This is a genomic window from Nocardia asteroides (assembly GCF_900637185.1).
Taxonomy (GTDB): Bacteria; Actinomycetota; Actinomycetes; order Mycobacteriales; family Mycobacteriaceae; genus Nocardia; species Nocardia asteroides.
The window spans coordinates 4736782-4760661 of the sequence record NZ_LR134352.1; the positions used below are offsets into that span (position 1 = coordinate 4736782).

The 23880-nt window shown below is 71.8% G+C and carries 16 protein-coding genes; 9 read left to right on the top strand and 7 right to left on the bottom strand.

What is annotated here, in order from left to right:
* Positions 1 to 141: 141 nt before the first annotated feature.
* Entirely contained in the window at positions 142 to 3738 is a 3597-nt protein-coding gene (metH, locus tag EL493_RS22155) for a methionine synthase (RefSeq protein WP_030203754.1), read from the bottom strand.
* 137 nt (positions 3739 to 3875) lie between these two features.
* On the opposite strand from metH, the gene EL493_RS22160 reads away from it, so the two are divergent.
* Both EL493_RS22160 and EL493_RS22165 read left to right on the top strand, forming a co-directional pair.
* Positions 3876 to 4760: a PAC2 family protein gene (locus tag EL493_RS22160; RefSeq protein ID WP_019047529.1), complete on the top strand. Its 885-nt coding sequence runs from the start codon at positions 3876 to 3878 to the stop codon at positions 4758 to 4760.
* 72 nt (positions 4761 to 4832) lie between these two features.
* Entirely contained in the window at positions 4833 to 7373 is a 2541-nt protein-coding gene (locus tag EL493_RS22165; protein ID WP_019047530.1) for an AMP-binding protein, read from the top strand.
* On the opposite strand, the gene EL493_RS22170 is transcribed toward EL493_RS22165, so the two are convergent.
* Entirely contained in the window at positions 7275 to 7580 is a 306-nt protein-coding gene (locus EL493_RS22170) for a hypothetical protein (protein ID WP_022566773.1), read from the bottom strand. The two genes, EL493_RS22165 and EL493_RS22170, sit on opposite strands and share 99 nt — an antisense overlap.
* Positions 7581 to 7913: 333 nt before the next feature.
* On the opposite strand from EL493_RS22170, the gene EL493_RS22175 reads away from it, so the two are divergent.
* From EL493_RS22175 to EL493_RS22200, 6 genes are all read left to right on the top strand, one after another.
* A complete protein-coding gene (locus tag EL493_RS22175) occupies positions 7914 to 9053 on the top strand; it encodes a hypothetical protein (protein ID WP_019047531.1) in 1140 nt (379 codons plus the stop codon).
* Positions 9054 to 9136: 83 nt separating this feature from the next.
* Positions 9137 to 10693: a TIGR02677 family protein gene (locus EL493_RS22180; RefSeq protein ID WP_019047532.1), complete on the top strand. Its 1557-nt coding sequence runs from the start codon at positions 9137 to 9139 to the stop codon at positions 10691 to 10693.
* Positions 10690 to 12066: a TIGR02678 family protein gene (locus tag EL493_RS22185; RefSeq protein WP_019047533.1), complete on the top strand. Its 1377-nt coding sequence runs from the start codon at positions 10690 to 10692 to the stop codon at positions 12064 to 12066. The genes EL493_RS22180 and EL493_RS22185 overlap by 4 nt, the downstream gene beginning before the upstream one ends.
* A 1-nt stretch (position 12067) precedes the next feature.
* Complete coding sequence (locus tag EL493_RS22190; RefSeq protein WP_019047534.1) at positions 12068 to 16321, top strand: TIGR02680 family protein; 4254 nt, start codon at positions 12068 to 12070, stop codon at positions 16319 to 16321.
* Between the two features lie 420 nt (positions 16322 to 16741).
* Complete coding sequence (locus tag EL493_RS22195; RefSeq protein WP_126405840.1) at positions 16742 to 17650, top strand: hypothetical protein; 909 nt, start codon at positions 16742 to 16744, stop codon at positions 17648 to 17650.
* The gene (locus EL493_RS22200; protein WP_019047536.1) at positions 17647 to 18078 is read left to right on the top strand and encodes a hypothetical protein; all 432 of its coding nucleotides are present in this window, start codon (positions 17647 to 17649) and stop codon (positions 18076 to 18078) included. Before EL493_RS22195 ends, EL493_RS22200 begins: the two co-directional genes overlap by 4 nt.
* Before the next feature lie 2 nt (positions 18079 to 18080).
* Here the strand turns inward: EL493_RS22200 and EL493_RS22205 are convergent, their stop codons facing one another.
* On the bottom strand, positions 18081 to 19043 hold the full coding sequence (locus EL493_RS22205; RefSeq protein WP_019047537.1) for a helix-turn-helix transcriptional regulator: 963 nt from the start codon (positions 19041 to 19043) through the stop codon (positions 18081 to 18083).
* Positions 19044 to 19127: 84 nt separating this feature from the next.
* Here EL493_RS22205 and EL493_RS22210 point away from each other — a divergent pair, with 84 nt between their 5' ends.
* On the top strand, positions 19128 to 20264 hold the full coding sequence (locus EL493_RS22210; RefSeq protein WP_019047538.1) for an epoxide hydrolase family protein: 1137 nt from the start codon (positions 19128 to 19130) through the stop codon (positions 20262 to 20264).
* 17 nt (positions 20265 to 20281) lie between these two features.
* On the opposite strand, the gene EL493_RS22215 is transcribed toward EL493_RS22210, so the two are convergent.
* The 4 genes from EL493_RS22215 to lpqS all read right to left on the bottom strand — a co-directional run bounded on the left by EL493_RS22215 (position 20282) and on the right by lpqS (position 23861).
* On the bottom strand, positions 20282 to 20800 hold the full coding sequence (locus EL493_RS22215; protein WP_022566768.1) for a M15 family metallopeptidase: 519 nt from the start codon (positions 20798 to 20800) through the stop codon (positions 20282 to 20284).
* A 68-nt stretch (positions 20801 to 20868) separates the two neighbouring features.
* The gene (locus EL493_RS22220) at positions 20869 to 22209 is read right to left on the bottom strand and encodes an MFS transporter (RefSeq protein ID WP_022566767.1); all 1341 of its coding nucleotides are present in this window, start codon (positions 22207 to 22209) and stop codon (positions 20869 to 20871) included.
* Entirely contained in the window at positions 22206 to 23318 is a 1113-nt protein-coding gene (locus tag EL493_RS22225) for a PLP-dependent cysteine synthase family protein (RefSeq protein WP_019047541.1), read from the bottom strand. Before EL493_RS22225 ends, EL493_RS22220 begins: the two co-directional genes overlap by 4 nt.
* Before the next feature lie 102 nt (positions 23319 to 23420).
* The gene (gene lpqS / locus EL493_RS22230; protein ID WP_019047542.1) at positions 23421 to 23861 is read right to left on the bottom strand and encodes a putative copper homeostasis (lipo)protein LpqS; all 441 of its coding nucleotides are present in this window, start codon (positions 23859 to 23861) and stop codon (positions 23421 to 23423) included.
* Between the last annotated feature and the right edge of the window lie 19 nt (positions 23862 to 23880).

Consider the following 23880-nt stretch of genomic DNA (forward strand, 5'->3'; position numbering starts at 1 on the left):
GTGCTGAACTGCTTTGCCCGGCCCGGAGATCGCCGTGGCCAGTGCACACACGGCGGCTTCGTGACCAGACTCACAACCGGCACAACGACATCGGACCGGTCCCGCGAGGACCGGTCCGATGCACCGTCGTCTGCCAGTGTCTCAGGCGTTGAAGTATTTCGCTTCCGGATGCAGCAGCACGAACGCGTCGGTGGACTGCTCCGGATGCAGCTGCAGCTCCTCCGACAGCGTCACCCCGACCCGGCTCGCCTCGAGCAGGTCCACCAGCTTGGCCCGGTCCTCGAGCTCCGGGCAGGCGCCGTAGCCGAAGGAGTACCTGGCACCGCGATAGCCGAGCTTGAAGTAGTCCTGGATGTCGGCCGGATCGTCGTCGGCGACCGAATGCCCGTCCAGCGTGAGCTCTTCGCGCACCCGGCGGTGCCAGTACTCGGCCAGCGCCTCGGTGAGCTGCACGCCGATGCCGTGCACCTCGAGGTAGTCGCGGTAGTTGTCCCCGGCGAACAGCGCGTTGGCGAAGTCGGCGATCGGCTGGCCCATGGTGACCAGCTGGAACGGCAGCACGTCGACCTGGCCGGTCTCGCGCGCCCGCTCCCGCGAGCGGATGAAGTCGGCGATACACAGGAACCGGTCGCGCTGCTGGCGCGGGAAGGTGAACCGGTACCGTTCCGGCGCATCGGGATCCGGCTCGGTCAGCACGATGACCTCGTCGCCCTCCGACACCGCCGGGAAGTACCCGTAGACGACGGCGGCGTGCTGCAGCACGCCCTCGGTGGCGAGCCGGTCGAGCCAGGCCCGCAGCCGCGGCCTGCCCTCGGTCTCCACGAGCTCCTCGTAGGAGGGGCCGTCCCCGCTGCGCTGTCCACGCAGGCCCCACTGGCCCAGGAACAGCGCCCGCTCGTCGAGCAGACCCGAATACTCCTGCAGCGGCAGGCCTTTCACCACCCGGGTGCCCCAGAACGGCGGCGTCGGGACCGGCAGGTCGGCGGCGACGTCGGAGCGCTCGGGCACCTCCACCGGCACCTCGGCGGCTTTGCGTTCGGCGGCGATCCGCTTGGACCGCTCGTGCCTGGCCTTGCGCTCGGCGGCCTTCTCCTTGGCCGCGATGGCCTCCGGGCTGTCGGGATCCAGGCCACCGCCGCGCTTGACGGTCATGATCTCGTCCATCAGGCGCAGGCCCTCGAACGCGTCGCGGGCGTAGTGCACCTCGCCCGCGTAGACGGCGGTGAGGTCGTTCTCCACATAGGAGCGGGTCAGCGCGGCGCCACCGAGCAGCACCGGGAACTGTTCGGCCACGCCCTTGGCGTTGAGCTCCTCGAGGTTCTCCTTCATCACCACGGTCGACTTCACCAGCAGCCCGGACATGCCGATCACGTCGGCCTTCTTGTCCTGGGCGGCGTCGAGGATGGTGGCGATCGGCTGCTTGATGCCGAGGTTGACCACCTCGTAGCCGTTGTTGGACAGGATGATGTCGACCAGGTTCTTGCCGATGTCGTGGACGTCGCCCTTCACGGTGGCCAGCACGATCCGGCCCTTGCCGGAGTCGTCGGTGGCCTCCATGTGCGGTTCCAGGTGCGCCACCGCGGTTTTCATCACCTCGGCCGACTGCAGCACGAACGGCAGCTGCATCTGGCCCGAGCCGAACAGCTCACCGACGGTCTTCATGCCCGACAGCAGCGTCTCGTTGATGATCTGCAGCGGCGGCACCGTCTGCATGGCCTCGTCGAGGTCGGTGTCGAGGCCGTTGCGCTCGCCGTCGACGATGCGCCGCTCGAGCCGTTCGAACAGCGGCAGCGCGGCCAGTTCCTCGGCGCGGGAAGCCTTCGACGACGCGGTCGAGACGCCCTCGAACAGCGCCATCAGCTTCTGCAGCGGGTCGTAGTCCTCGGTGCGGCGGTCGTAGACCAGGTCCAGCGCGGTCTGGCGCTGCTCCTCCGGGATCCGGCTGATCGGCAGGATCTTGGAGGCGTGCACGATCGCCGAATCCAGGCCGGCTTCGACACATTCGTGCATGAACACCGAGTTCAGCACCTGCCGGGCGGCGGGGTTCAGGCCGAAGGAGATGTTGGACAGACCCAGGGTGGTCTGCACGTCGGGGTGGCGGCGCTTGAGCTCGCGGATGGCCTCGATGGTCTCCAGGCCGTCGCGGCGCGACTCCTCCTGGCCGGTGCCGAGGGTGAAGGTCAGGGTGTCGACGATGATGTCGGACTCGAGCAGGCCCCAGTTGGTGGTGATGTCTTCGATCAGCCGCTCGGCGATGGCGACCTTGGTCTCGGCGGTGCGGGCCTGGCCCTCCTCGTCGATGGTCAGCGCGACGACGGCGGCACCGTGCTCGGACACCAGCCGCATGATCTGCTGGAAGCGCGAATCCGGGCCCGCGCCGTCCTCGTAGTTCACCGAGTTCACCGCGCAGCGGCCACCCAGGTGCTCCAGACCGGCCTGCAGCACCGGCGGTTCGGTGGAGTCGAGCATGATCGGCAGGGTCGAGGCGGTGGCCAGGCGCGAGGCCAGCTCGTTCATGTCCCGGGTACCGTCGCGGCCCACGTAGTCGACGCACAGGTCGAGCATGTGCGCGCCGTCGCGGGTCTGGTCCTTGGCGATCTCCAGGCAGCGCTGCCAGTCCTCGGCCAGCATGGCCTCGCGGAATGCCTTGGAGCCGTTGGCATTCGTGCGCTCACCGATCATCAGGATCGAGGCGTCCTGCTCGAACGGGACCGCGGTGTACATGCTCGACACGGCGGGCTCGTGCGCGGGCGTGCGGCGCGCCTCGATCGGCGGCAGCGTGGCCTCGGTCGCGCGGACCGCCTCGGCGACCTGCCGGATGTGCTCGGGCGTGGTACCGCAGCAGCCGCCGACCAGCGAGAGCCCGAACTCCGAGACGAAGCCGCTCATCGCGACCGCGAGCTCCTCCGGGGTCAGCGGGTACTCCGCGCCGTTGGCGCCGAGCACCGGCAGACCGGCGTTCGGCATCACCGACACCGGGATCTGGGAGTGCCGCGACAGGTGCCGCAGGTGCTCGCTCATCTCGTCGGGACCGGTGGCGCAGTTCAGGCCGATCATGTCGATGCCCAGCGGTTCGAGCGCGGTCAGTGCCGCGCCGATCTCGCTGCCGACCAGCATGGTGCCGGTGGTCTCCACGGTGACGTGGGTGATGATCGGGATCCGGCGGCCCGCGGCCACCATGGCCCGCCTGCTGCCGGTGATCGCGGCCTTGACCTGCAGCAGGTCCTGGCAGGTCTCGACCAGGATGGCGTCGGCGCCACCGTCGAGCATGCCCAGCGCCGCCTCGGTGTAGGCATCGCGCAGCGCGACGAACGGGGCGTGGCCCAGCGTGGGCAGCTTGGTACCCGGTCCCATGGAGCCGAGCACGTAGCGCGGGGTACCGTCGGCGGACGGGCCCATCTCGTCGGCGACCTCGCGGGCCAGGCGGGTGCCGCGCTCGGACAGGTCGCGGATCCGGTCGGCGATGTCGTAGTCGGCCAGGTTGGGCAGGTTGCAGCCGAAGGTGTTGGTCTCCACGGCGTCGGCGCCTGCCTCGAAGTAGGCGCGGTGGATCGCGCGCAGCACGTCGGGGCGGGTGTCGTTGAGGATCTCGTTGCATCCCTCGAGGCCACGGAAATCGTCGAGCGTGAGGTCCGCGGCCTGCAACATCGTGCCCATCGCGCCGTCGCCGATGACGACACGCCGCCGGAGCGTGTCGAGGAGCGTGGTATCGAACCCGGTGGGCAAGGACGCAGACATGATTCAAGACTAATGGGCGGCCCCGACGCGCAGGACCATGTGGGTGATACGAGTGGCGCCGGACACAGCCGGCGCGGGAAACACGCAACAGCGCCGGTCACCGCAAAACAATTCGCGCAAGACACTAGGCTGACCGGGTGGATGCCAGTGAAACCCCCGAGACGGAACTGCCGACGTTGCGCAATCCCGTGCTGGTCGCGGCCTTCGAGGGCTGGAACGACGCCGGTGACGCGGCCAGTGGCGCGGTCGAACATCTGGAGTTGATCTGGGACGCCGAGCCGCTCGCCGAACTCGATTCCGAGGACTACTACGACTACCAGGTCAACCGCCCGACGGTCCGCCAGGTGGACGGGGTGACCAGGGAGATCCAGTGGCCCTCGACGATGCTGTCGGTGTGCTCGCCGCCCGGGAGCGACCGCGACGTGGTGCTGTTGCGCGGCATCGAGCCCAATATGCGGTGGCGCAGTTTCTGCAACGACCTGCTGGAGTTCATCGAGCAGCTGGGCGTGGAGACCGTGGTGATCCTCGGCGCGTTGCTCGCCGACACGCCGCACACGCGTCCGGTGCCGGTCACCGGATCGGCGTACAGCCCCGAGGCGGCCGAGCGGTTCAGCCTGGAGCAGACCCGGTACGAGGGGCCCACCGGGATCACCGGGGTGCTGCAGGACCAGTGCGTCAAGGCCGGGGTGCCCGCGGTGTCGTTCTGGGCGGCGGTGCCGCACTACGTGTCGCAGCCGCCGAACCCGAAGGCCACCATCGCGCTGCTGCACCGGGTCGAGGAGGTGCTCGACATCGAGGTTCCGCTCGGTGAGCTGCCCAAACAGGCCGAGGAGTGGGAGGCGGCGGTCAACGAGATGACCGTCGGCGACGAGGAGATCAACGAGTACGTGCGCTCGCTCGAGGAGCGCGGCGACGCGGCGACCGATCTCAACGAGACGATGGCCAAGATCGACGGCGATGCGATCGCGGCGGAGTTCGAGAAGTACCTGCGGCGGCGCGGTCCGGGCAGTTTCGGGCTCTGATCGGGTTCACCGGGAGTTCGCCACGCCGGTAACTCCCGGACATCGCCCGGACCGGCACCTAGACTGCTGCGGGTGCCGAACCACCCGATCGTCGCGCATCTCCGGGGTTTCGACGAGCGGATCGCGGTGCTGCACCGGCAGCCGTCCACCGACGCGCACACCCTGGATCGGGTCACCTATGCCCAGCTCGCGGACCTGGTCGCGGCTTTCTCCGAGCGCTTGGGTCCCGAGCGGCGGCTGGTGGCGCTGGCCGCGGGCAACGATCTCGGCTCGCTCGTGGCCTACCTCGGCGCGCTGGACGCGGGCTGTGTGGTGTTGCTGACCGAGGAGCTCACCGGTGAACTCGGGGCAACCTACGACCCGGACGTCGTCGTCGAGGGTGGGCGGGTCGTGTCCGAGCGCGCACGGTCGGCGCACCGGCTGCATCCGGAGCTGGCGCTGCTGCTGAGCACGTCGGGTTCGACCGGGTCGCCGAAGCTGGTGCGGCTCTCGGCACGGAATCTGCTGGCCAATGCCGAGTCGATCGCCGAATACCTCGCGATCGGCCCCGCCGACCGGGCGGCGACCACGTTGCCGCTGTTCTACTGCTACGGGCTGTCGGTGGTGCACAGCCATCTGCTGCGCGGCGCGAGCCTGCTGCTCACCGACCGCTCGGTGCTCGAACCGGAGTTCTGGGACGAGTTCCGGGCGCACCGGGCCACCTCCTTCGCCGCCGTCCCGTACACGGTGGACATGCTGGACCGGATCGGTTTCGCCGAGATGTCGCTGCCGGATCTGCGATACGTGACCCAGGCGGGCGGCAGGCTCGACCCGGCCCGGGTGCGCGCCTACGCGCGCCTGGGCACGGCGGCGGGCTGGCGGTTCTTCGTCATGTACGGCCAGACCGAGGCCACGGCCCGGATGGCCTATCTGCCACCGGAACTCGCCGCCGAGCATCCCGACTGCATCGGAATCCCGGTGCCGGGCGGGCATTTCACGCTGGATCCGGTCGACGACGGCACCGCCGACGAACTGGTCTACCACGGTCCCAACGTGATGCTCGGGTACGCGCGCGAGCCCGCCGACCTGGCGCTGGGCCGCACGGTCGAGGCGTTGCGCACCGGCGATCTGGCGCGGCGCACCGGCGACGGCCTCTATCAGGTGGTGGGCAGGCGCAGCCGGTTCGCGAAGCTGTTCGGGCTGCGCATCGACCTGGGCCGGGTCGAATCCGAGCTCGCGGCCGCCGGTTTCACCGCGGCCTGCGCCGACGACGGCACCCGCCTGATCGCCGCGGTCGACCACGCCGGCACCGGCGATCCCACCGCCGTCATCGCACGGGTGTCCGGGCTACCCGCGAGCGCCATCGCGGTGGCGACCGTGGCCGAACTGCCCCGCCTCGCCAACGGCAAGATCGACTACCCCGCGGTGCGTACGCTGGCGCCGGACCAGGATGGCGGCGCCGATATCCGTTCCATCTACGCCGACGCGCTGGCGATCCCCGTCGACCGCGTCACCAGGGAGTCCAGTTTCGTGGAACTGGGCGGCAATTCGCTCAGCTATGTGACCACCGCGGCCCGGCTGGAGCGGATCGTCGGCAGGCTGCCGCGGGACTGGCCGCAACAGCCGATCGCCCAGCTGGAGCGTGTCCCGCGCGGCCGGACCGGGCTGGGCCGGTCGCTCGACACCGGTACCGCGCTGCGCGCGCTGGGCATCGTGCTCATCCTCGGCTCGCACATCCAGCTGTTCGAGGTGTGGGGCGCGGCGCACGTGCTGCTGGCGGTGGCCGGCTACAACTTCGCCCGGTTCGCGGTGACCGCGGCACCGGCGGCGCGGCGGTTGCGGCACACCGGCCGCGCGGTGGCGATGATCGCGGTGCCGACCGCGCTGTGGGTGCTGCTCACCATGGTCTGGCAACCCGGCTACTACAGCTGGCAGAATGTGCTGCTGCTCAACAAGATCCTCGGCCCGCGCAACGACACGGCGGGGCATCTGTGGTTCCTGGAGGTCCTGCTCTACTGCACGGTGGCCGCGGCGCTGCTGATCCGGATCCCCCGGCTCGACCGCTGGGAGCGGCGGGCGCCGTTCTGGTTCGCGCTGGCCGTGCTGGGTATGACGCTGGTCGTGCGGTGGCAATCGTTCGGGCTCTATCCCCCTCGCGATATCCCGTTGTCACCGCTGGCCTGTTGGTACTTCGTTCTCGGCTGGGCCGGAGCGAAGGCGACGGCTGTCTGGCAGCGGCTCGTCGTCAGCGCCGTGCTGCTGGCAAGTGTTCCAGGGTATTTCGGCGTCACCGATCGGGAACGCCTGGTGATGGCGGGCATCCTGCTGCTGGTGTGGCTGCCCGCGCTGCGCGTGCCCGCCGTCCTCGCCGTGGTGGCGGTGGCGGTGGCCGACAGCTCGTTGTTCGCGTACCTGCTGCACTGGCAGGTGTATCCGGTGTTCGGCGACCAGCGCCTGCTCGCGTTGTTCGCCTGCCTCGCGGCCGGAGCGGCCGCTACCAGGATGGTGGTTCTGTGCCGGCGGAACCTGCCACGGCTAGCGCTCCAGGGTCAGGACCTGGGCGGCCGCCTCGTGCGCCAGCTTCGCGATCAGCAGGTCGCGCGGGATCGTCTGGCCGGCAAGGTGATCGAGTGACGGCACCACCACGTGGTGGGCGTCGGCCCGCTTCAATTCCTGAGTGAGCTCGGCGAAGGCCGCACCGTCACCCGCGGTCGATTCATGGAACGTCGCGGCGAAACACATCCCCGCGGTGCGCGCGAGGGTGCGTAGGGCATCCTCCAATTGGTCGCCCTGGCCTTCGGCCAGGTCGTCCCGCAAGTATCCATAGATCAACGCTTCCACCCGAACCTCCGTTGGATTGGGATCGCTGTTCTGTTGTCGGATCCCCCCGCGCCACGCCGGACGCGGCGCGGGGGTACTGCGTTGCCCTGCAAGCTCTCCTGCAGAGCGGGTGTCCGGTCTGCGGGCCGAGCACCTGCTTACAGCATGCGTATTCGCGGCCGCCGGCAGCAGATGTCAAGCCGATGACATCTACATGCCCTATTCGGGACGCCGAACGTTAACTGGTGGGATACTACCGCCGTGACCGCAACTGATGATCGACCCGTCTGGGCTGTCCGGATGCGTTCGGAACGTGACGCGAGGGGGTGGTCGCAAGCCGATGCCGTCCGCGCCATGCGTGCCAAGTCCTCCCACAACCTGCCCACGGACAGTACTCTGCTGCGCAACTGGCGACGCTGGGAGTCCGGCGAATCGCGACCCGACGAGTTCTACGCGCCGATCATCGCGGCCGCGTTCGACACCGTCACCGCCGCGTTCTTCCCCAAGGCCCGGCCCAACCGGGATGACGAGCTGTTATCGGCGACGGGTATGGACACCCTGGAGTTCATCGGCAGGCTCCGGATGTCCGACGTCAACAGCGCCACCCTGGACGCGGTGCGGATCACCGCCGAACGGCTGTGCTGCGAGTACGCCTACGCCGACCCGCACGAGCTGCACGCCGAGGGCACCGCCTGGCTGCGCCGGATCACCTCGCTGCTCGACGGCAGGCTCACCCTGAGCCAGCACCGGGAGATCCTGGTGCTGGCGGGCTGGGTGGCGTTGCTGGTCGGTTGCGTCGACTACGACCTCGGCAGGCGGGCGGGCGCCGAGGCCACCCGGCGGGCCGCGGACTCGCTGGGCCGGGAGGCCGGCAACATCGAGATCTCCGCCTGGGCGGCCGAGATGTCGGCCTGGTTCGCGCTGACCCAGGGCAATTTCCGGGGCGCGATCGACGTCTCGGAGAAGGCCATGCCGGGCACCTCGTCGATGGGCGTCGGGGTGCAGCTGGCGGCCCAGCGGGCCAAGGGCTGGGCCCGGCTCGGCGACCGCAGGGCCGTGCAGACCGCCCTCGACGAGGGCAGGGCGATCCTGTCGCGGATGGGATATCCGGCCGGGCTGGACAACCACTTCGTGGTCGACGCGACGAAGTTCGACTTCTACGCCATGGACTGCTGCCGGGTGGCCGGGCAGGACCGGCTGGCCGAGCGCTACGCCCAGCAGGTGATCAGCGACTCGACCCGGCCCGACGGCAGTGTCCGCAACCCGATGCGGGTGTCGGAGGCCCGGCTCACCCTGGCCGTGGTCGCGGTGCGCGACCGCGACCTGGAACGGGCCGTCGAAGAAGGGGTGGCGGCGTTCGGCGCGGGTAGGCGCTCGCTGCCGTCGCTGGCGTGGATCGCGGGCGAGGCGGCCAGGGAGATCATCGAACGCTATCCCGGAGACCCGCGGACCCAGGCCTTCCTCGAACAGCTGCGCACGCTCAACGTCGGGTGAGCGGGGCCTACCACGCGGCGGGGGCGCGCCGATCCGGGACGGGTCCCCCGGAGCCGGCGGCGGCCACCACTAACCTGTCTACGGTGACCGACCTCGCCGACGGCCTGCCCAGCGCCGTCCCCGCCCTGTGGGACGAGCGGCTGCGGTTGTTCTCGTTCGCGACCGCCGAGAAGCGGGCCGACTACCTGCGGGTGCTGCGCGCCTTCGACAGCGCCCGCGCCGCCTACGTGGTGTTGCTGCACGCCGACGACGTCGCCGAGTGGATCGCCAGGGCCGAGACCCACACCGGCGACGCGCCCGCGGGCGTGCCGCTGCCCGCGGGCGAGATCGGCCCGCTGCTCGAGCAGCTGCACCGCTGGGGCGTGCTGGAACGCAGCTACGACGGCACCAGGGCGGCCACCCTGGCCGAGTACCGCAACCGGCACTACGTCTACCAGTTCGCCCAGGCCGGGTTCCAGGCGTACCGGGCGGTGGCGGGCGTGCTCACCGCCCGGATGGACGACGCGTCGCTGTCGCGGCTGGTGCTGCCCGAACTGCTCACCGATCTGCGCACCCTGGCCGCGGCCAATCGCGACGGCGACGCCGAGCGGGTCTACACCACGCTGCGCAGGCTCGACGCCGCGCTCACCGACATGGCGGCCAGGGCCGCGCACTTCTACCTGTCGCTGGGCGATCTGGTGCGCACCACCGAGATCACCCCGGAATCCTTTCTCGCGCACAAGGACGCGTTGCTGGCGCACATGCGCGAGTTCAGCATGGATCTGGCCCGGTTCGCGCCGCGGCTGGCGGCCGCGATCGGTGAGGTCGAGGACACCGGGGTGGCGGAGCTGATCGCGCGGGCCGCGAGCTGCGACGAGCGGGTGCTGCTGAGCCCGGCCGAGCGGGAGGCCGACTGGCGCTCACGCTGGGACGGCCTGCGCACCTGGTTCGTCGCCACCGGGGGCGAGTCCAGCGACACGTGCGAGGCCGACCGGCTGCGCGAGGCCACCATGAGCGCGATCGCCGCGGTGCTGTCGCTGCTGCGCCGGGTCACCGAGACCCGCCGGGGCGGGGTGAGCCGGGAATCGGCGCTGCGCCATCTGGCCGCCTGGTTCGTCGACACGCCCACCACGGGCAGCGCGCACGCGCTCTACGACGCGGTGTTCGGGCTGGGCAGGCCGCGTCATCTCGCGCTCGAGCATCCCGACGCCGACCTGATCCCCGCGGGCCGATCCTGGTGGGAGGCACCGCCGCTGGAGATCTCGCGCACCCTCGCCGAAACCGGTCGCGCGCCGAGCGCGGGCGCGCCCGCCCGGATCGCGCGCAACGACGCCGGTATCCGGCGGCTGCGCGAAGCCCAGCTGGCCGCGCAGCGGGAACGCGCGGCGGCCGCGGCGTCGCTGGCCACCGGCGCCGTGCACGAGCGGGTGCTGGACCGGCGCGAGACCGAGGTGCTGCTGCGCCTGCTCGACGCGGCCTCGACCGCGTGGGTGCCGGTGAGCGGAAAAGTCGACGGCACAACGGGTTCCGACAACGGCGTCACACTGACGGTGCGACCCTGCGACGGGTCCACGGTCATCCGCACCGCGGCCGGGCTGCTGCACCTGAACAACCGCCGCCTCGAGGTCACCGCGACGACCCGGCGGGGGACGCCGCGATGAGACAGCAACGCCGCATCGACGCCCTCGCCCTGGACAGCTACCAGCGCGCGGCCCGGGTGATGCTCGCCAACCACCTGGTCACCCGGGTCTACCCGGACCGGATCGCGCTGCCGCTGATCCGGCGCTGGGCCACCGAACTGCGCGAGGACCTGGCCGAACTGTTCGGCTACCGGCTCGAGGTCACCGAGACCACGGCCCGGCTGTATCCGGTGCACGACCGCCTCGACGACTCCCAGCCCGCGCGCAGCGTCAACGACCGGGTCTTCGATCGCCGCCGCTACGCCTACCTGGCGCTGGCGCTGGCCGCGCTGGGCCGCGCGGGCGACCAGATCACGCTGTCCGAACTTGCCGAGCACGTGGCCGATTACGCGAGCCGCGTCGACGGCCTGGAGCTGTCCACCGAGCGCGCCGCCGACCGGGACGCGTTCGTCGACGCGGTCGGCTGGCTGGGTACCCGGGGCGCGCTGACGCTGGCCGACGGCGACGCCGGCGGCTGGGCCAGCGATCCCGAGGCCGGCGAGGCGCTCTACGACATCGACCGGCCCGTCGTCTTCGCCCTGTTCCGGCCGCCCCGCGCCCTGCAGCATCTGCACAGCGTGCGCGGCCTGCTGGCCGACGAGAGTGAGCAGGCGCCCGCCGAGCAGGCCCGCCGGGTGCGCCGGGCGCTGGTGGAACGGCCGGTCGTGTACCTCGCCGAACTCACGCCGGTCGAGCGCGCGCTGCTGGGCCAGGACCACCTGGTGAGCGAGGTCGAGTACTGCACCGGGCTGCGGGCCGAGCGCCGGGCCGAGGGGGTCGCGCTCATCGACACCTCGGGCCGACTGTCCGACACCCGGTTCCCCGGCACCGGCACGCTCGCCCAGGTGGCGCTGCTGCTGATCGGCGAGATCGCCGACGTGGTGCTCGACATCGACCATCCGCTGCCGCTGCGGGCCGCGCCCGACGCGTCCAGCACCCTGCTCGACCAGCTCGACGCCGCCATCCCGGCGGCGGGCGTGTTCGCCCCGCTCGCCGAGGACACCGAATCCCTCGACGCCACCGGCGAATCCGGCGACGAACAGGCCGGTGACGAGGAGCCTCCCGGCTACCCGTACCTCGAGGACGCCTGGGTGCGCGGCACCGTCACCGCGCTGACCGACCGCTACGGCGCGACCTTCGCCGCCCAGTGGCAGGCCGATGTCGGCGGGCTCACCACCGAGGTCGTCGGCCTGCTGAGCCGATTGCGGCTGGTGCGGCCGGTCGAGGGTGGGCTGCTGGTGCTGCCCGCGCTGGCCAGGTACCGGGGCGCGGTGGTCACCGTGCGGGTCCGCCGGGCCGAGGAGTTGTTCGTCACGGCCGCCGAGACCGACGGCACCGCAACGGGAGGGAACTGAGATGTCGCTCATTCACGGCGGAGTGCGCTTCGTCCCGACCCGCGCGGGCATCGTCAACCTGTGGGACTACCGCGACCAGGAGTTCTGCTTCGCCGACGGCCGCCTGGTGCTGCGCGGCCCGAACGGTTCGGGCAAGACCAAGGCGCTCGAGGTGCTGTTCCCGTTCGTCCTGGACGGGCGGATCGAGCCGCGCAGGCTCAACCCGTTCGCCGGTGAAGAGCGCACCATGAAGTCGAATCTGCTGTATCGCAAGCAGGAATCGGCCTACTCGTATGTGTGGATGGAGTTCGCGCGCGGCAGCTGGGACGATCCGGAGGTCGTCACGGTCGGCATCGGCATGCGCGCCACCCGATCCTCGGACAAGGTGACCCGCTGGTATTTCGTCGCCGACGGCCGCGCGGGCGTGGACTTCTCGCTGATCGGCCCGGACGATCGCCCGCTGACCCGCAAGCAGCTGGCCGAGCAGATCGGCAGCGACGCCATCGTCGACCGGCCGGTGGAGTACCGCGCCGCCATCGACGCGCGCATGTTCGGGCTCGGCGTGCAGCGCTACGACCAGCTGATCAACCTGATCCTCACGCTGCGCAGGCCGCAGCTGGCCAAGAACCTCGACCCGCGCGGGCTGTCCCAGGCCCTCACCGACGGCCTGCGGCCGCTCGACGAGCAGCTGATCCTGGACGCGGCCCGCTCCTTCAGCGATATGGAGGAAGTCGGGCGCACCCTCGACGGCCTGGTGCAGGCCGACACCGCGACCCGCCGCTTCGTCGACGTGTACCGCAAATACCTCGCGGTACAGGCGAAGACGGACGTCGACCAGGTCCGCGCCCGGCTCGACGCGGTGACCAACGCCTCGACCGCCCTGTTCGCCGCGACCGCGCTGCGCACCCGCCGCGACGCCGACCGCACCGCGGCCGAGGTAAGGGCCGAGGAGGCCGACCGCGCCTACGAGCAGGCCATCGCCGACCGCGAGAACCTGCAACGCTCCAGCGCCTACGAGGGCAAACAGCAGCTCGACGACCTCGCCGACGCGGTCCGCAGGCTCGAGACCTCCGCCGCCGTGCACCGCGACAAGGCCGCCGAGGCCGGCCAGACGCTGCAGCGCCGCACCGAGGAGGCCGAGCGGGCCGCCGAGGCGGTCCGCACCGCCGCGGCCGCGCTGGTCCGCGGCGAGGACGCGCTGCGCGCCGCCGCCGAGGAAGCGGGCATCGAGTGGACGGCGCCGGGCGCCGACGGCCGCGGCGACCAGCTCACCGCCACCGTGCGCGGGCACGCCGAGGAACGCGACGCCGACGTGCGCGCGGTGCGAAAAGCGTTGAGCCGCTGGGAATCCCTGGCCGCCGACCGCACCAGGGCCCAGCGCCTGGCCGAACGCGCGGTGGAGCTGCGCGACGCCGCGGCCGCCGAGGTGGCCCACGCGGAAGCCGCGGTCGCCCTCGCCCGCACCGAATCCACCGCCGCCCTGCGTACCTGGTGGCAGACCCACGCCGCGGCGTTCACGTCGCCCGCCGACGAGCCCGGGTCCACCGGCGATCTCTTCGCCGCGCTGGAATCTGCGCTGGCCGCGGCGGGCACCGACGACGCGCCGTCACCACACGAGGTCCTCGCGGAGTTCTGCGAGCCCCTCCAGGACCGGATCCGTACCCGCAGGCAGGAAGCCAAGTCCCGGGCCGCCGCGGCCACCACCCGCAGGGAGGCCCTGGTCGCCGAGCGCGAGCAGGTGGCCGCCGAACGCGACGACGCGCCGCCACCGCACCCGACCGATGCCCGCACGCACGACGATCTCCCCGGCGCGCCGCTGTGGCGTGCGGTCCGCTTCGCGGACACGGTGACCCCGGCCGAAGCCGCGGGCATCGAGGCCGCCCTGCAGGCCACCGGACTCCTGGACGCCCGGATCTGCGACCCGGCCCTGGTCCCGGACACCGCCGGGGTCCGCTACCTGGTCCCGCTGCCCGCCACCGATCGCCCCGCCGGTCGCACGCTCGCCGATCTGCTCGTCGTCGAGGACGATTCCGCCGACCTGCCGATCCCGGCGGAGCTCGTCGCCGGGGTGCTCGCCTCGATCGCCGTCGACGAGTCACTTGCGGCGGACGGGATCCGCGGCGTCCCGGCCACCTCGGGGCACCCGGTCATCGGCACCGCCGGCATCTTCCATCACGGCCTGCACGTGGGCCGCCACACGAAAACCGAGGCCGAATTCCTCGGCGCGACCGCGCGCGCCCGCCGCCGCGAACTGCGGCAAGCCGAACTCGACGCGGCGATCGAGGCCGCCACGACCGAGGTCGAGGCGGCTCAAGCAGAGCAGGCTTCGGCCACCGCCGACTCGGCGCGTATCAGCGCCGCCGTCAAAGCCCTGCCCCGTCCGTCGGCGATCACCGGCGCCATGCGCGCGGTCGCGGAAACCGCCGGGCTCATGCGGTCGCGATCCGAGGCGGTCGCGCAGACCGAACGCGATCACGATCAGGCGGTCGGCGAGGCCACCGCCATGGACAAGAAGCTGCGCGCCACCGCCCAAGCGCACCGCACGCCCACCGAGGCGCGCGAACTCGACGCGCTGGCCGCCGCCATCCGGCATTTCGAGAACACCGGCACCGGTCTGCTGCGGCTGCGCGCCGAACACGAGCGCGAGCGTGAACGCGAACGCGAGGGCGCCGACCGGCACGACGAGGCGCGCGCCCTGGCCGAGGCCTTCGCGGAGGAGGCCGAGGCCGCACGGCTCGGCGTCGCCGAGCAGCAGCGCAAGCTGGAGACGCTGCGGGAGGCGCTGGGCGCGGGCGCGGCCGACATCGACCGGGAACTCGAGACCGCCCGGGCCGCGATCGAGACGGCCAAGGCCGAGCAGCGGGCCGCCCGCAAGGCCGCCAATGCCGCGATCGAAGCCGTCGGTGACGCCGAGGCCGCCTACCGCACCGCCAACGAGGCGCTGGCCACCGCGCTCACCGAGGTGCTGGCGGAGGTGCGTTCGCTGGCGCCCTACGCCCGGCCCGACCTGCTCAGCCTGCTCGGCGCGTCGGTCGAGCATCGCTGGCCGAGCACCGACGCCGCCTGGTCCACCCCGGACCAGCTGCAATACCGCATCGTGGCCGCGGGACCGGAGACCGATCCGGTGGTGCTGCCCGACGAGGTCGCCGCCCTCTACGTCGATCTCGAGCGCGCCACGGCCCAGGTCAAGGCCACCGAGGCGGGGCGCAAGTCCACCCGCTCGGCGGTGACCAGCGCGCTGCAGGAGTTCGACGCCGCGCTCACCGCGTCGGGCCGCGACTACCGGCTGCACTGGGACGCCGCCGACGGGCTCACCGTGGTGGCCGTGCACGACGAGAACGGCCAGGCCGCCCTCGCCGACTTCGCCGCCCGCATCGACGCCGCCCGCCGCGACCAGGAGCTGCTGCTCACCGACGCCGAACGGCGCATCCTCGAGGACGCGCTGCTCACCGGCCTGGCCCAGCAGATCCACGAACGCACCAGCGACGCACGCGAACTCATCACCCGGATGGGCGCGGAGATGAAGCAGCGCCGGATGTCCTCGGGCAACACCATCGGCGTGCACTGGGTACTGGCCGACGGCCAGTCCGAGGCCGCCCGCGCCATGTGCAAGCTGCTCGACCGCGACACCGCCGCGCTGAGCCCGGAGGACCTCGGCGCGGTACGCGCCCACTTCGCCGCCGAGATCCGGGCCGCGCGCACCGCCCACCCCGAACGGTCCTACCCCGAGATCCTGGCCGCCACCCTGGATTACCGCACCTGGCGGGTCTTCTCGTTCACCCTCATCAACGGTGACGGCAGCGAGGACAAGCTGACCGTGGCCCGGCACAGCGCGCTCTCGGGTGGCGAACAGTCGGTGTCGCTGCACCTGCCGCTGTTCGCGGCCGCGCACGTGATGCTCGACTCCGCCGACCCGCAGGCCCCGCGCCTGCTGGCGCTGGACGAGGCGTTCGCCGGCGTCGACGACAACGGCCGCAGCGAATTGCTGGGCCTGAGTGTGCAATTCGACCTCGACCTGTTCATGACCGGCTACGACCTGTGGATCACCTACGGCCACGTCCCCGGCTGCGCCCACTACGACCTCGCCCACTCGACCGCCGAGAACACCGTCAGCGCGACGCTGCTGGTGTGGGACAGCGGCGAGCTGCTCGCCGAACACGACGGCGGCGACCTGACCACCGCCCTCGGCTCCCCGAACCGCCGCCGCGTCCCCAACACCATCGAGGGCGGCCTCACCCTGGCAGGCATGCCGGGCGAACCGGCGCCGGTGGGCTGAGCGGCGCCGTCCGCCAACCCGGCTTGACGGTGCCGGGCCGGGTCGGTGGGGTGGTGGCCAGGCGATTGCCGGGTGGCCGAGACCGACCGGTTTTGTCCATCGGAATTCGCCGAATCGAATTTCGCGGAATCGGTTGCTCGAAATCCTCTGTGCTGCCAGGATTTTGCTTGCGCGACGGCGACCACCCGGTCGAGCCGGAGCGATCACGGTGCGGTCGACACCGCACGCCGTCAGCAATTCTTCAGGGGATCGTCGTGCTTGATCGACAGAATCGACACCGTCCACCCGGGTTGAACCGTCAGGTTTACGGTGCGCCGCCGCGTGGTCCGCGCGCTCGGGCGGGCCGCGCGTGGCCGCCGCATTCGCCGATGCGCTGAGTTCGCCGGAACTCGGCCGCCCAGCCCGATGAAGGTGCCGGAAATGTTCGCCGGAATTGCTCGGTGGCCGTTGCTGGCCCGCGTGCGCCGGGGGCGCCGATCCCCCGATCAGGCGCCGACCTCGCCCCGCCCACCGGATGTGACCACCATGCAGCTACCCGTCCCGCTGCGGGACACCACCCGTCCGCTCGCGACGGCGCTCACCCACGCCGAGGCCGGCCGGTTCTCCGGAATCCTGCGGATCACCGGTGAGCCCGGTGGCGACATCCGGTTCGCCGGCGGCCGCGTCGTCACCGTGACCACCGGGGGCGCACCGGGTTTCGATGCACTGGACCGGGCGGGCGGTGACCGGCCGCTCGGGGCGGCCAGGGCCCGGCTGCTGCGGATGACGGCGACCGTCGACGGCGCCTTCGCCATCGCGGCGGGCTGGATCGATCGCTACCACTGGATCGACGCCGATCCGGAGATGTTCGCCGGAGCCGATCCCGGCTACGAGCCGCGGTGGCTGCTCGACGAGACCGAACGCAGGCTGGCCGCGCTGATCCATGCCGGCTTCTCGCCCTACCGGAACCTGTTGGCACTCACCGAAATCGGGCGTTGCGCCGCCGACGGCGACGGTGCGGCCGCCGCGCTGCTGCGGCTGGTCGACGGCACCCGCAGCTGCCGCGAACTGGCCTTCCTGCTCGGGCGCCCGCTCTACCCGGTGACCGTCGAGGTCGCGCGGCTGCTGGCAGGTGGGCAGGTGACGGTGCCCGCCCGGCATGCCACCGACCTGCCGCCCGCGACCGGGCGGACCGGCATGGTCGATCCGGCTCTTCCCCGGCGCCGCCGCGGTGCCAGCGGGATCAACGACACTTTGCGGCCGCGTCCACCGCAGGCCGCTCCCCCGTCCGCGACCGCCGCGGACGTGCCCGACCCGTCGCCACGGCGGCGAACCGAGAGGATCCCATGAACGCCAACGGCACCCCCGCCAGCATGTCCGAGCGGCTCGGCGGGATGGTGAAGTCCCTGCGCGGCGAAGTCCCCGACTGTGTCGCGGCGGGCGTCATCGACATGTCGACCGGCATGCTGCTGGCGGTGGAGACCGTCGACAACCATCCGCCGGAGGTCCTCGACCTGCTCGCCGCCGCCACCCTGGACCTGTTCCAGGGCCGCAATGTGGTGATGATCGAGGACATCTGGAAGGAGCGCCGCGGCATCCGCAGCGACGATCACTACTTCCAGGAAATCCTGGTGAACTCCAACAACCTCACCCACCTGTTCCTGCGCGCCGAGAGCCGCGACGATCTGGTCGTGGTGGTGGTCTGCCGCAAGTCGGTCAATGTGGGCATGCTCTTCGCCCAGTCCCGCCGGGTGCTCAAGGACACCGGCCGGCTCTGAGCTCACCCGCCGAGCGCGTGCGCCAGCCGGGCCGCGCAGGCACGCAGACTCGCGCGCAGTTCCGGTGAGTCGCACACCCGGAACGGCACGCCGAGGCCGATCAGTTGTACGGCGAGCCAGTCCGGGTCGTCGGCACGGGTCTCGGTGAGCCGGCACGCGGTGTCGCCCACGGCGAGGAGGCTGCCCGCTGCCGCGCCGAGCCTGCCCGCCACCCGGCCCGGTGGGGCATCGATCGTCACGTCCACCGTGTACTCCGGTGTGGCCCAGTCGGTTCGGTAGCCCGCGACATAGCCTGCGGCGTCGTCGGCGGGCAGTTCCCTGGCGACGATGCGGGCGCCGGTGGGCTGCGGCCCCTCGATCCGATCGGCGCGGAAGCTGCGCCAGGCGTCCCGGTCGAGGTCGTAGGCCACCAGGTACCAGCGCCGGCCCGCCGCGGCGACACCGATCGGTTCGACATGGCGCCGGGACTCGGCGCCCGCCGCGTCGCGATAGCGCAGGCGCACCCGTTCCCGGTTGCTCACGGCGGCGGCCAGCGTGGTGAGCACCTCCGGGTCGACCGTGGGGCCGGTGCCGGCGCGCACCGCCACGGCCGTGCCCACCACCCGCACCCGCCTGCGCAGTTTCGCGGGCAGGACCTGCTCGAGTTTGGTCAGCGCGCGCACCGACGCGTCCTCGATCCCGGCGACGGCCTGCCCTGCCGCGACCCGCAATCCGACCGCGACCGCCACCGCCTCGTCCTCGTCGAGGACCAGCGGCGGCAGCGCGGACCCGGCGGTCAGCCGGTAGCCGCCGGTCGCGCCCAGGGCCGCGACGACGGGATAGCCCAGCTCACGCAACCGGTCGACGTCGCGGCGGACGGTGCGGTCGGTGACGCCGAGCCGGTCGGCGAGTTCGCTGCCGGGCCACTCCCGCGGCATCTGCAACAGCGACAGCAATCGGAGCAGGCGGGCGGCGGTATCGGTCATGCCGTCGATTCTGCCTGCCATCTAGGACCGAAACTGTCCTAGATGCCTTTTATCGTCGGTGAAGACATCGACAGAGGAGATCGCATGACCGCCATTCGCCCCTTCCGTATCGACATCCCGCAGGCCGACCTCGACGACCTGCACGAGCGGCTGCGGCGCACCCGCTGGGCCGCACCGCTGCCGGGGACGGGGTGGGAACGTGGCGTGCCCACCAGCTACCTGCGCGAACTCGCGACGTACTGGGTGGAGCAGTTCGATTGGCGCGCACAGGAATCCGCGCTCAACGCGTTCCCGCAGTTCGTCACCGAGATCGACGGCCTCGATGTGCACTTCCTGCACGTGCGGTCGCCGGAGCCGGACGCGGTGCCGCTGGTGCTGACCCACGGGTGGCCGAATTCGTTCGTGGAGTTCACCCGCACGATCGGCCCGCTGACCGATCCCCGGGCGCACGGACTCGATCCGGAACTCGCCTTCCATGTGGTGGTGCCGTCGGTGCCGGGATTCGCCTTCTCGGCCGAGCCGCGCGAAGCGAGGATGAGCACCGCGCGGGTGGCGAGCATGTGGGCGACCCTGATGGACCGGCTCGGTTACGCCCGCTACGGCACCCAGGGCGGTGACCTGGGCGCCTATATCGCACCCGAGATGGCCATGGCCGCGCCCGAACATGTGATCGGTGTCCACCTCGACGGGGGTATCGGGATGCCCACCGCCGCCGACGTGCCGGACATGTCGGCCGAGGATCTGGAACAGTGGAACGAGATGCAGCAGTGGATGACCGGCGGCATCGACCATCACACCCTGCTGCGGGCCGCGCCGCAGACCTTCGCGCTGGGCTGGAACGACTCCCCCGTGGGGCTGCTGGCCTGGCTGATGCAGAAGTTCCAAGAGTTCACCCCGATGGCCGAGCTCGCCGAGGACGTCATCGACCGCGACCTGCTGCTCACCAATGCCGCGATCTACTGGTTCACCCAGACCACCGGCACGTCCTCGTGGCCGATGTACGACGGGCTGCGTGACGGCGGCTTCGCGTGGCCCACCGGCCAGAACCTGGTACCGACCGGCGTCTACGGCGGCGGCTCACCCCTGATGCGCAAGCTCGCCGACCGCGACCACAAGATCACCCACTGGCCGGCGGACAACCCCGGCAACCATTTCGTCGCGATGGAGGAACCGGCCGCGCACGTCGCCGACATCCGGGCGTTCTTCGCGCCGCTGCGCTGACGCGGTCGTGCCCGGGGTCAGCGCAGACTGGCGTCGGGCACCGTGGGCGGGCAGGGCGCGCCCGGCGCGGTGACCAGCTCGAAGTGCCACCACTCGTTGTCGAAGGTGCGGCACAGGCCCCAGCGGTTGCCGTTGGCTTCCAGCCAGGCGGCGCCTTCCTGGGGGCCGACGTCGACGGCGTGGCCGGAGACGTGGGTGGATTCCTCCGGTGGCAGCACCCAGCGGCGGGCCTCGTCGGGGCTGCCGTAGGTGGCCAGGCCGTCCTGCCACAGCAGTTCCTGCTGCTCGGGAGTGCGGTAGCCGGAGGTGATCGAGAGCGGCACGCCCTCGGCGTGGGCCTGCTGTTCGGCGAGGGTGTAGGCCAGCGCCAACGGCGGGTCCAGGCCCTCGGTGCCCGCGGCGGACTGGAACTGTTCGCGCTGGTCGGGGGTGCCCGGCTGGGCTGCGACGAGGCCGGCGCCGACGGCGGTCACGGCCGCGGCGGCCGTCATCGTCACCAGCATCCGGTCGGCCACCCGGCCGAGCACAGTAGTCATGCCGGAAGTCTATCGACCACGCCCGAGCCCGAGCCGACCGCGGGGACTGGCTCGGGCTCGGGCGCAGGTCAGCGCACCGGCTCGTCGATGCGCGCGGCCGGAACGGGATCCGTCCACCGGTCACCGCCGGTCCGGACCGGCCAGCGGCCCGGCGCCGCGGTGTAGGCGGGCAGCGCCGCCGCCTGCCGGTGCCGTCCGCCGGCGGGCCGGATCGCGCGATGTACCGCCACGGCGGTGAGCACGCCGATCAGGATCAGGCCCGCCCAGACCAGCCGGTCGGCCCCGGCGGCGCGGGCGGCGCCCAGCACCGCGCCGGTGGCCAGATTGCCGGCGAGGATCGCGACACCGACGATCGTGTTGTAGAACCCGTAATGGGTGGCGACCAGCTTGCCGTCGGCCATCGACACCACGGTGTCCATCTCGAACGGGAACACCGCCGCCGTCCCGATCGCCAGCACCGCCGCCGACAGCAGCAACGCCGTCGCCGCTGCCACCGTGCCGAACGGTGCGGGGCCGGGCACCAGCACCAGCGGCACGAACGCCACCGCCAGCACACCCACACCGCGGACCAGGCCGCGACCGACCCCCCAGCGCTCCCGGAACCACGCGGTGATCCGCACCTGCCCCGCGACGGCGACCACGCCGGACACCACGAACACCAGCGCGGTCAGCACCTGCGCGCCGGCCCCCGAGATGACATCGGCCTGCAGCGGCAAGGCCAGATACACCTGGAACGACAGCACATACGACCCGCCCATCGCCACCGCGAACGCCATGAAGCGCCGGTTGGCCGCGATGGCGCGCCAGTCGGCGAGCACCGACGTCGTGGTGGTCACCCCCGTGCGTTGCGGCAGCGCGCACAGCTGCGCCACCGACAGCAGCGCGAACACCACCGCGGCCGCGGCGGCCGTCCACCGGAAATCCACGCCGAGCAGGGCGATACCGACGAGCGGACCCGCCAGGATGCCCGCCTGATAGAACACGTTGAACACCGCGAACGCCTCGACCCGCCGCTCCCCCGCCTCGGCCGCCAGGTAGGCACGGACCGCCGGATTGAACAGCGCGCCGGCGAATCCCGTCGCGGCGGAGGCGATCAGCAGCATCGGCAGCGAGGTCGCGAAGATCAGCGCGGCGAACCCCGCGGTCCGCAGCACACAGCCCGCCACGATGAGCGGCTTGTAGCCGAGCCGGTCGGCCAGCGTGCCCCCGAGCAGGAACATGCCCTGCTGGGAGAAGTTGCGCACCCCGAGCACCAGCCCGACCGCCCAGGCCGCCAGGCCGAGCGAGCCGGACAGGTAGCCGGCCAGATACGGCATGAGCATGTAGAAGCCGAGGTTGATGCCGAACTGGTTGATCATCAGCAGCCGCGCCGGGGTGTCGAATCCGGCGAAGGTCCGCAGCGTCGTCATGCGGTCACCGCTCCGGTCCGGTGCGCACCGGGCGTCGCCGCGCGGGGGTCGACCACCGTGGTGCACCGCGTCCAGGATTCGACCACCCGCTCGGCCGGATGGCCGATCGTCGCGGGCTCGGTGGCGGGCGGCCCGGTGAGCAGGCCGTGCTCGTGGCAGTAGGCGTCGTTGTAGACGGTGTCGAAGTAGCGGTGCGGTCCGTCGGGGAAGATCGCGGCGATCCTGGTGCGCGCGGGGGCGGTGCGCGCCGCCCACCCGGCCACCAGCGCGACCGCGCCGACGCTCCATCCGCCGGTGGCGTAGTGGGTGGCGGCCAGGGTGCGGCACGCCCAGACGGCTTCGGCCGGTGCGACCCAGTGGATTTCGTCGAACGCGCCGTAGTCGACATTGGCCGGATGGATGTTGGACCCGAGCCCGCGCATCAGGCGCGGGCCCGCGGGCTGGCCGAAGATGGTCGAGGCCACCGTGTCGACGCCGATCAGCCGCAGCCGCGGATGGTGGCGGCGCAATGCGCGGGCCACCCCGGCGGAGTGGCCGCCGGTGCCGACCGCGCACACCAGCACGTCGATCCGGCCGAGCTGCTCGATCAGTTCGGCGGCGAGCCCGGCGTAGCCGTCGGCGGCGTCAGGATTGCTGTACTGGTCGGGGCACCAGGCGGTGGGCTCGGCGGCGAGCAGTTCGGCGACGCGGTCGCGGCGGGCCTGCTGCCAGCCGCCGGTGGCGTGCGGCCGCTCCACGAGATCGACCCGGGCGCCGAACGCGGTGAGCATGCGCGCCACGATCGGTTCGAGCCCGGGATCGGTCACCACCGTCACCGGATGCCCGTGCACGAGCCCGGCCAGAGCCAGGCCGAGTCCGAGGGTGCCGCTGCTGGATTCGACGATCCGGGCCCCGGGCAGCAGCTCACCGCGCTGCTCGGCCTTGCGCACCATGTGCAGGGCGGGACGGTCCTTCATACCGCCGGGATTGAAGCCTTCGAGCTTGGCCCAGAAGCCCCGGTCGGCGGTGGCCAGCGGCGCACCGACCCACATCACCGGGGTGTTGCCGACCAGGGCGTGTGGCCGGTCGGCGATCGCGGGCACGGTTCGGTCGAGCACGTGTTCCTGCATGTCTGTCGCTTCCTGTGTCGTCCGCCGGGCGCGGCGGCACTGACGAGAACGGGCACGCGGACTCCGGTCCGGCCGGAGACGGCCGGACCTGGCGCTGACCGATCAGCGACGACAGATGCAGTGGTGGGTCAGGATGTCGCGGCCCGGGCGGTACCGCGGCGACGAACGCGGCGGACCGCGCGGTGTGCGGACCGGATGCTCCAGCGCCGCCACCAGCACGACGATCAGCGCGCCCAGCAGGCTCAGCGCGGGCAGCACGATCCCGGTGTCGGCCACGGCCGTCCCGGCCAGGCAGTGATCGGGCAGCGGGTGCCCGGGCACGACGAGATCGAGGGTGTCCACGACGGCGGCCACCGCGAGGCGCTCGGCGCCGGCGGCGTGGTGGTCCTCGTGATGCACCGTGGTGCAGTCGATCACGAGCGCGCACACCGCGCCGACGATCGCCAGCAGCGCGGCGACGACACCAGGCCGGTAGCCGGCGACGGGACGGTCCGGCGCGTGCACCACCGTGACCTCCTTCCGCTCGCCGGGGACGACCTCCACGACCAACCTACTATGCCAC

Coding starts and splice junctions, on each gene's coding strand:
- metH (WP_030203754.1), bottom strand. CDS start 3,738: ATGTCTGCGTCCTTGCCCACCGGGTTCGATACCACGCTCCTCGACACG.
- EL493_RS22175 (WP_019047531.1), top strand. CDS start 7,914: ATGCGTGCCAAGTCCTCCCACAACCTGCCCACGGACAGTACTCTGCTG.
- EL493_RS22185 (WP_019047533.1), top strand. CDS start 10,690: ATGAGACAGCAACGCCGCATCGACGCCCTCGCCCTGGACAGCTACCAG.
- EL493_RS22190 (WP_019047534.1), top strand. CDS start 12,068: ATGTCGCTCATTCACGGCGGAGTGCGCTTCGTCCCGACCCGCGCGGGC.
- EL493_RS22195 (WP_126405840.1), top strand. CDS start 16,742: ATGTTCGCCGGAATTGCTCGGTGGCCGTTGCTGGCCCGCGTGCGCCGG.
- EL493_RS22200 (WP_019047536.1), top strand. CDS start 17,647: ATGAACGCCAACGGCACCCCCGCCAGCATGTCCGAGCGGCTCGGCGGG.
- EL493_RS22205 (WP_019047537.1), bottom strand. CDS start 19,043: ATGACCGATACCGCCGCCCGCCTGCTCCGATTGCTGTCGCTGTTGCAG.
- EL493_RS22210 (WP_019047538.1), top strand. CDS start 19,128: ATGACCGCCATTCGCCCCTTCCGTATCGACATCCCGCAGGCCGACCTC.
- EL493_RS22215 (WP_022566768.1), bottom strand. CDS start 20,800: ATGACTACTGTGCTCGGCCGGGTGGCCGACCGGATGCTGGTGACGATG.
- EL493_RS22220 (WP_022566767.1), bottom strand. CDS start 22,209: ATGACGACGCTGCGGACCTTCGCCGGATTCGACACCCCGGCGCGGCTG.
- EL493_RS22225 (WP_019047541.1), bottom strand. CDS start 23,318: ATGCAGGAACACGTGCTCGACCGAACCGTGCCCGCGATCGCCGACCGG.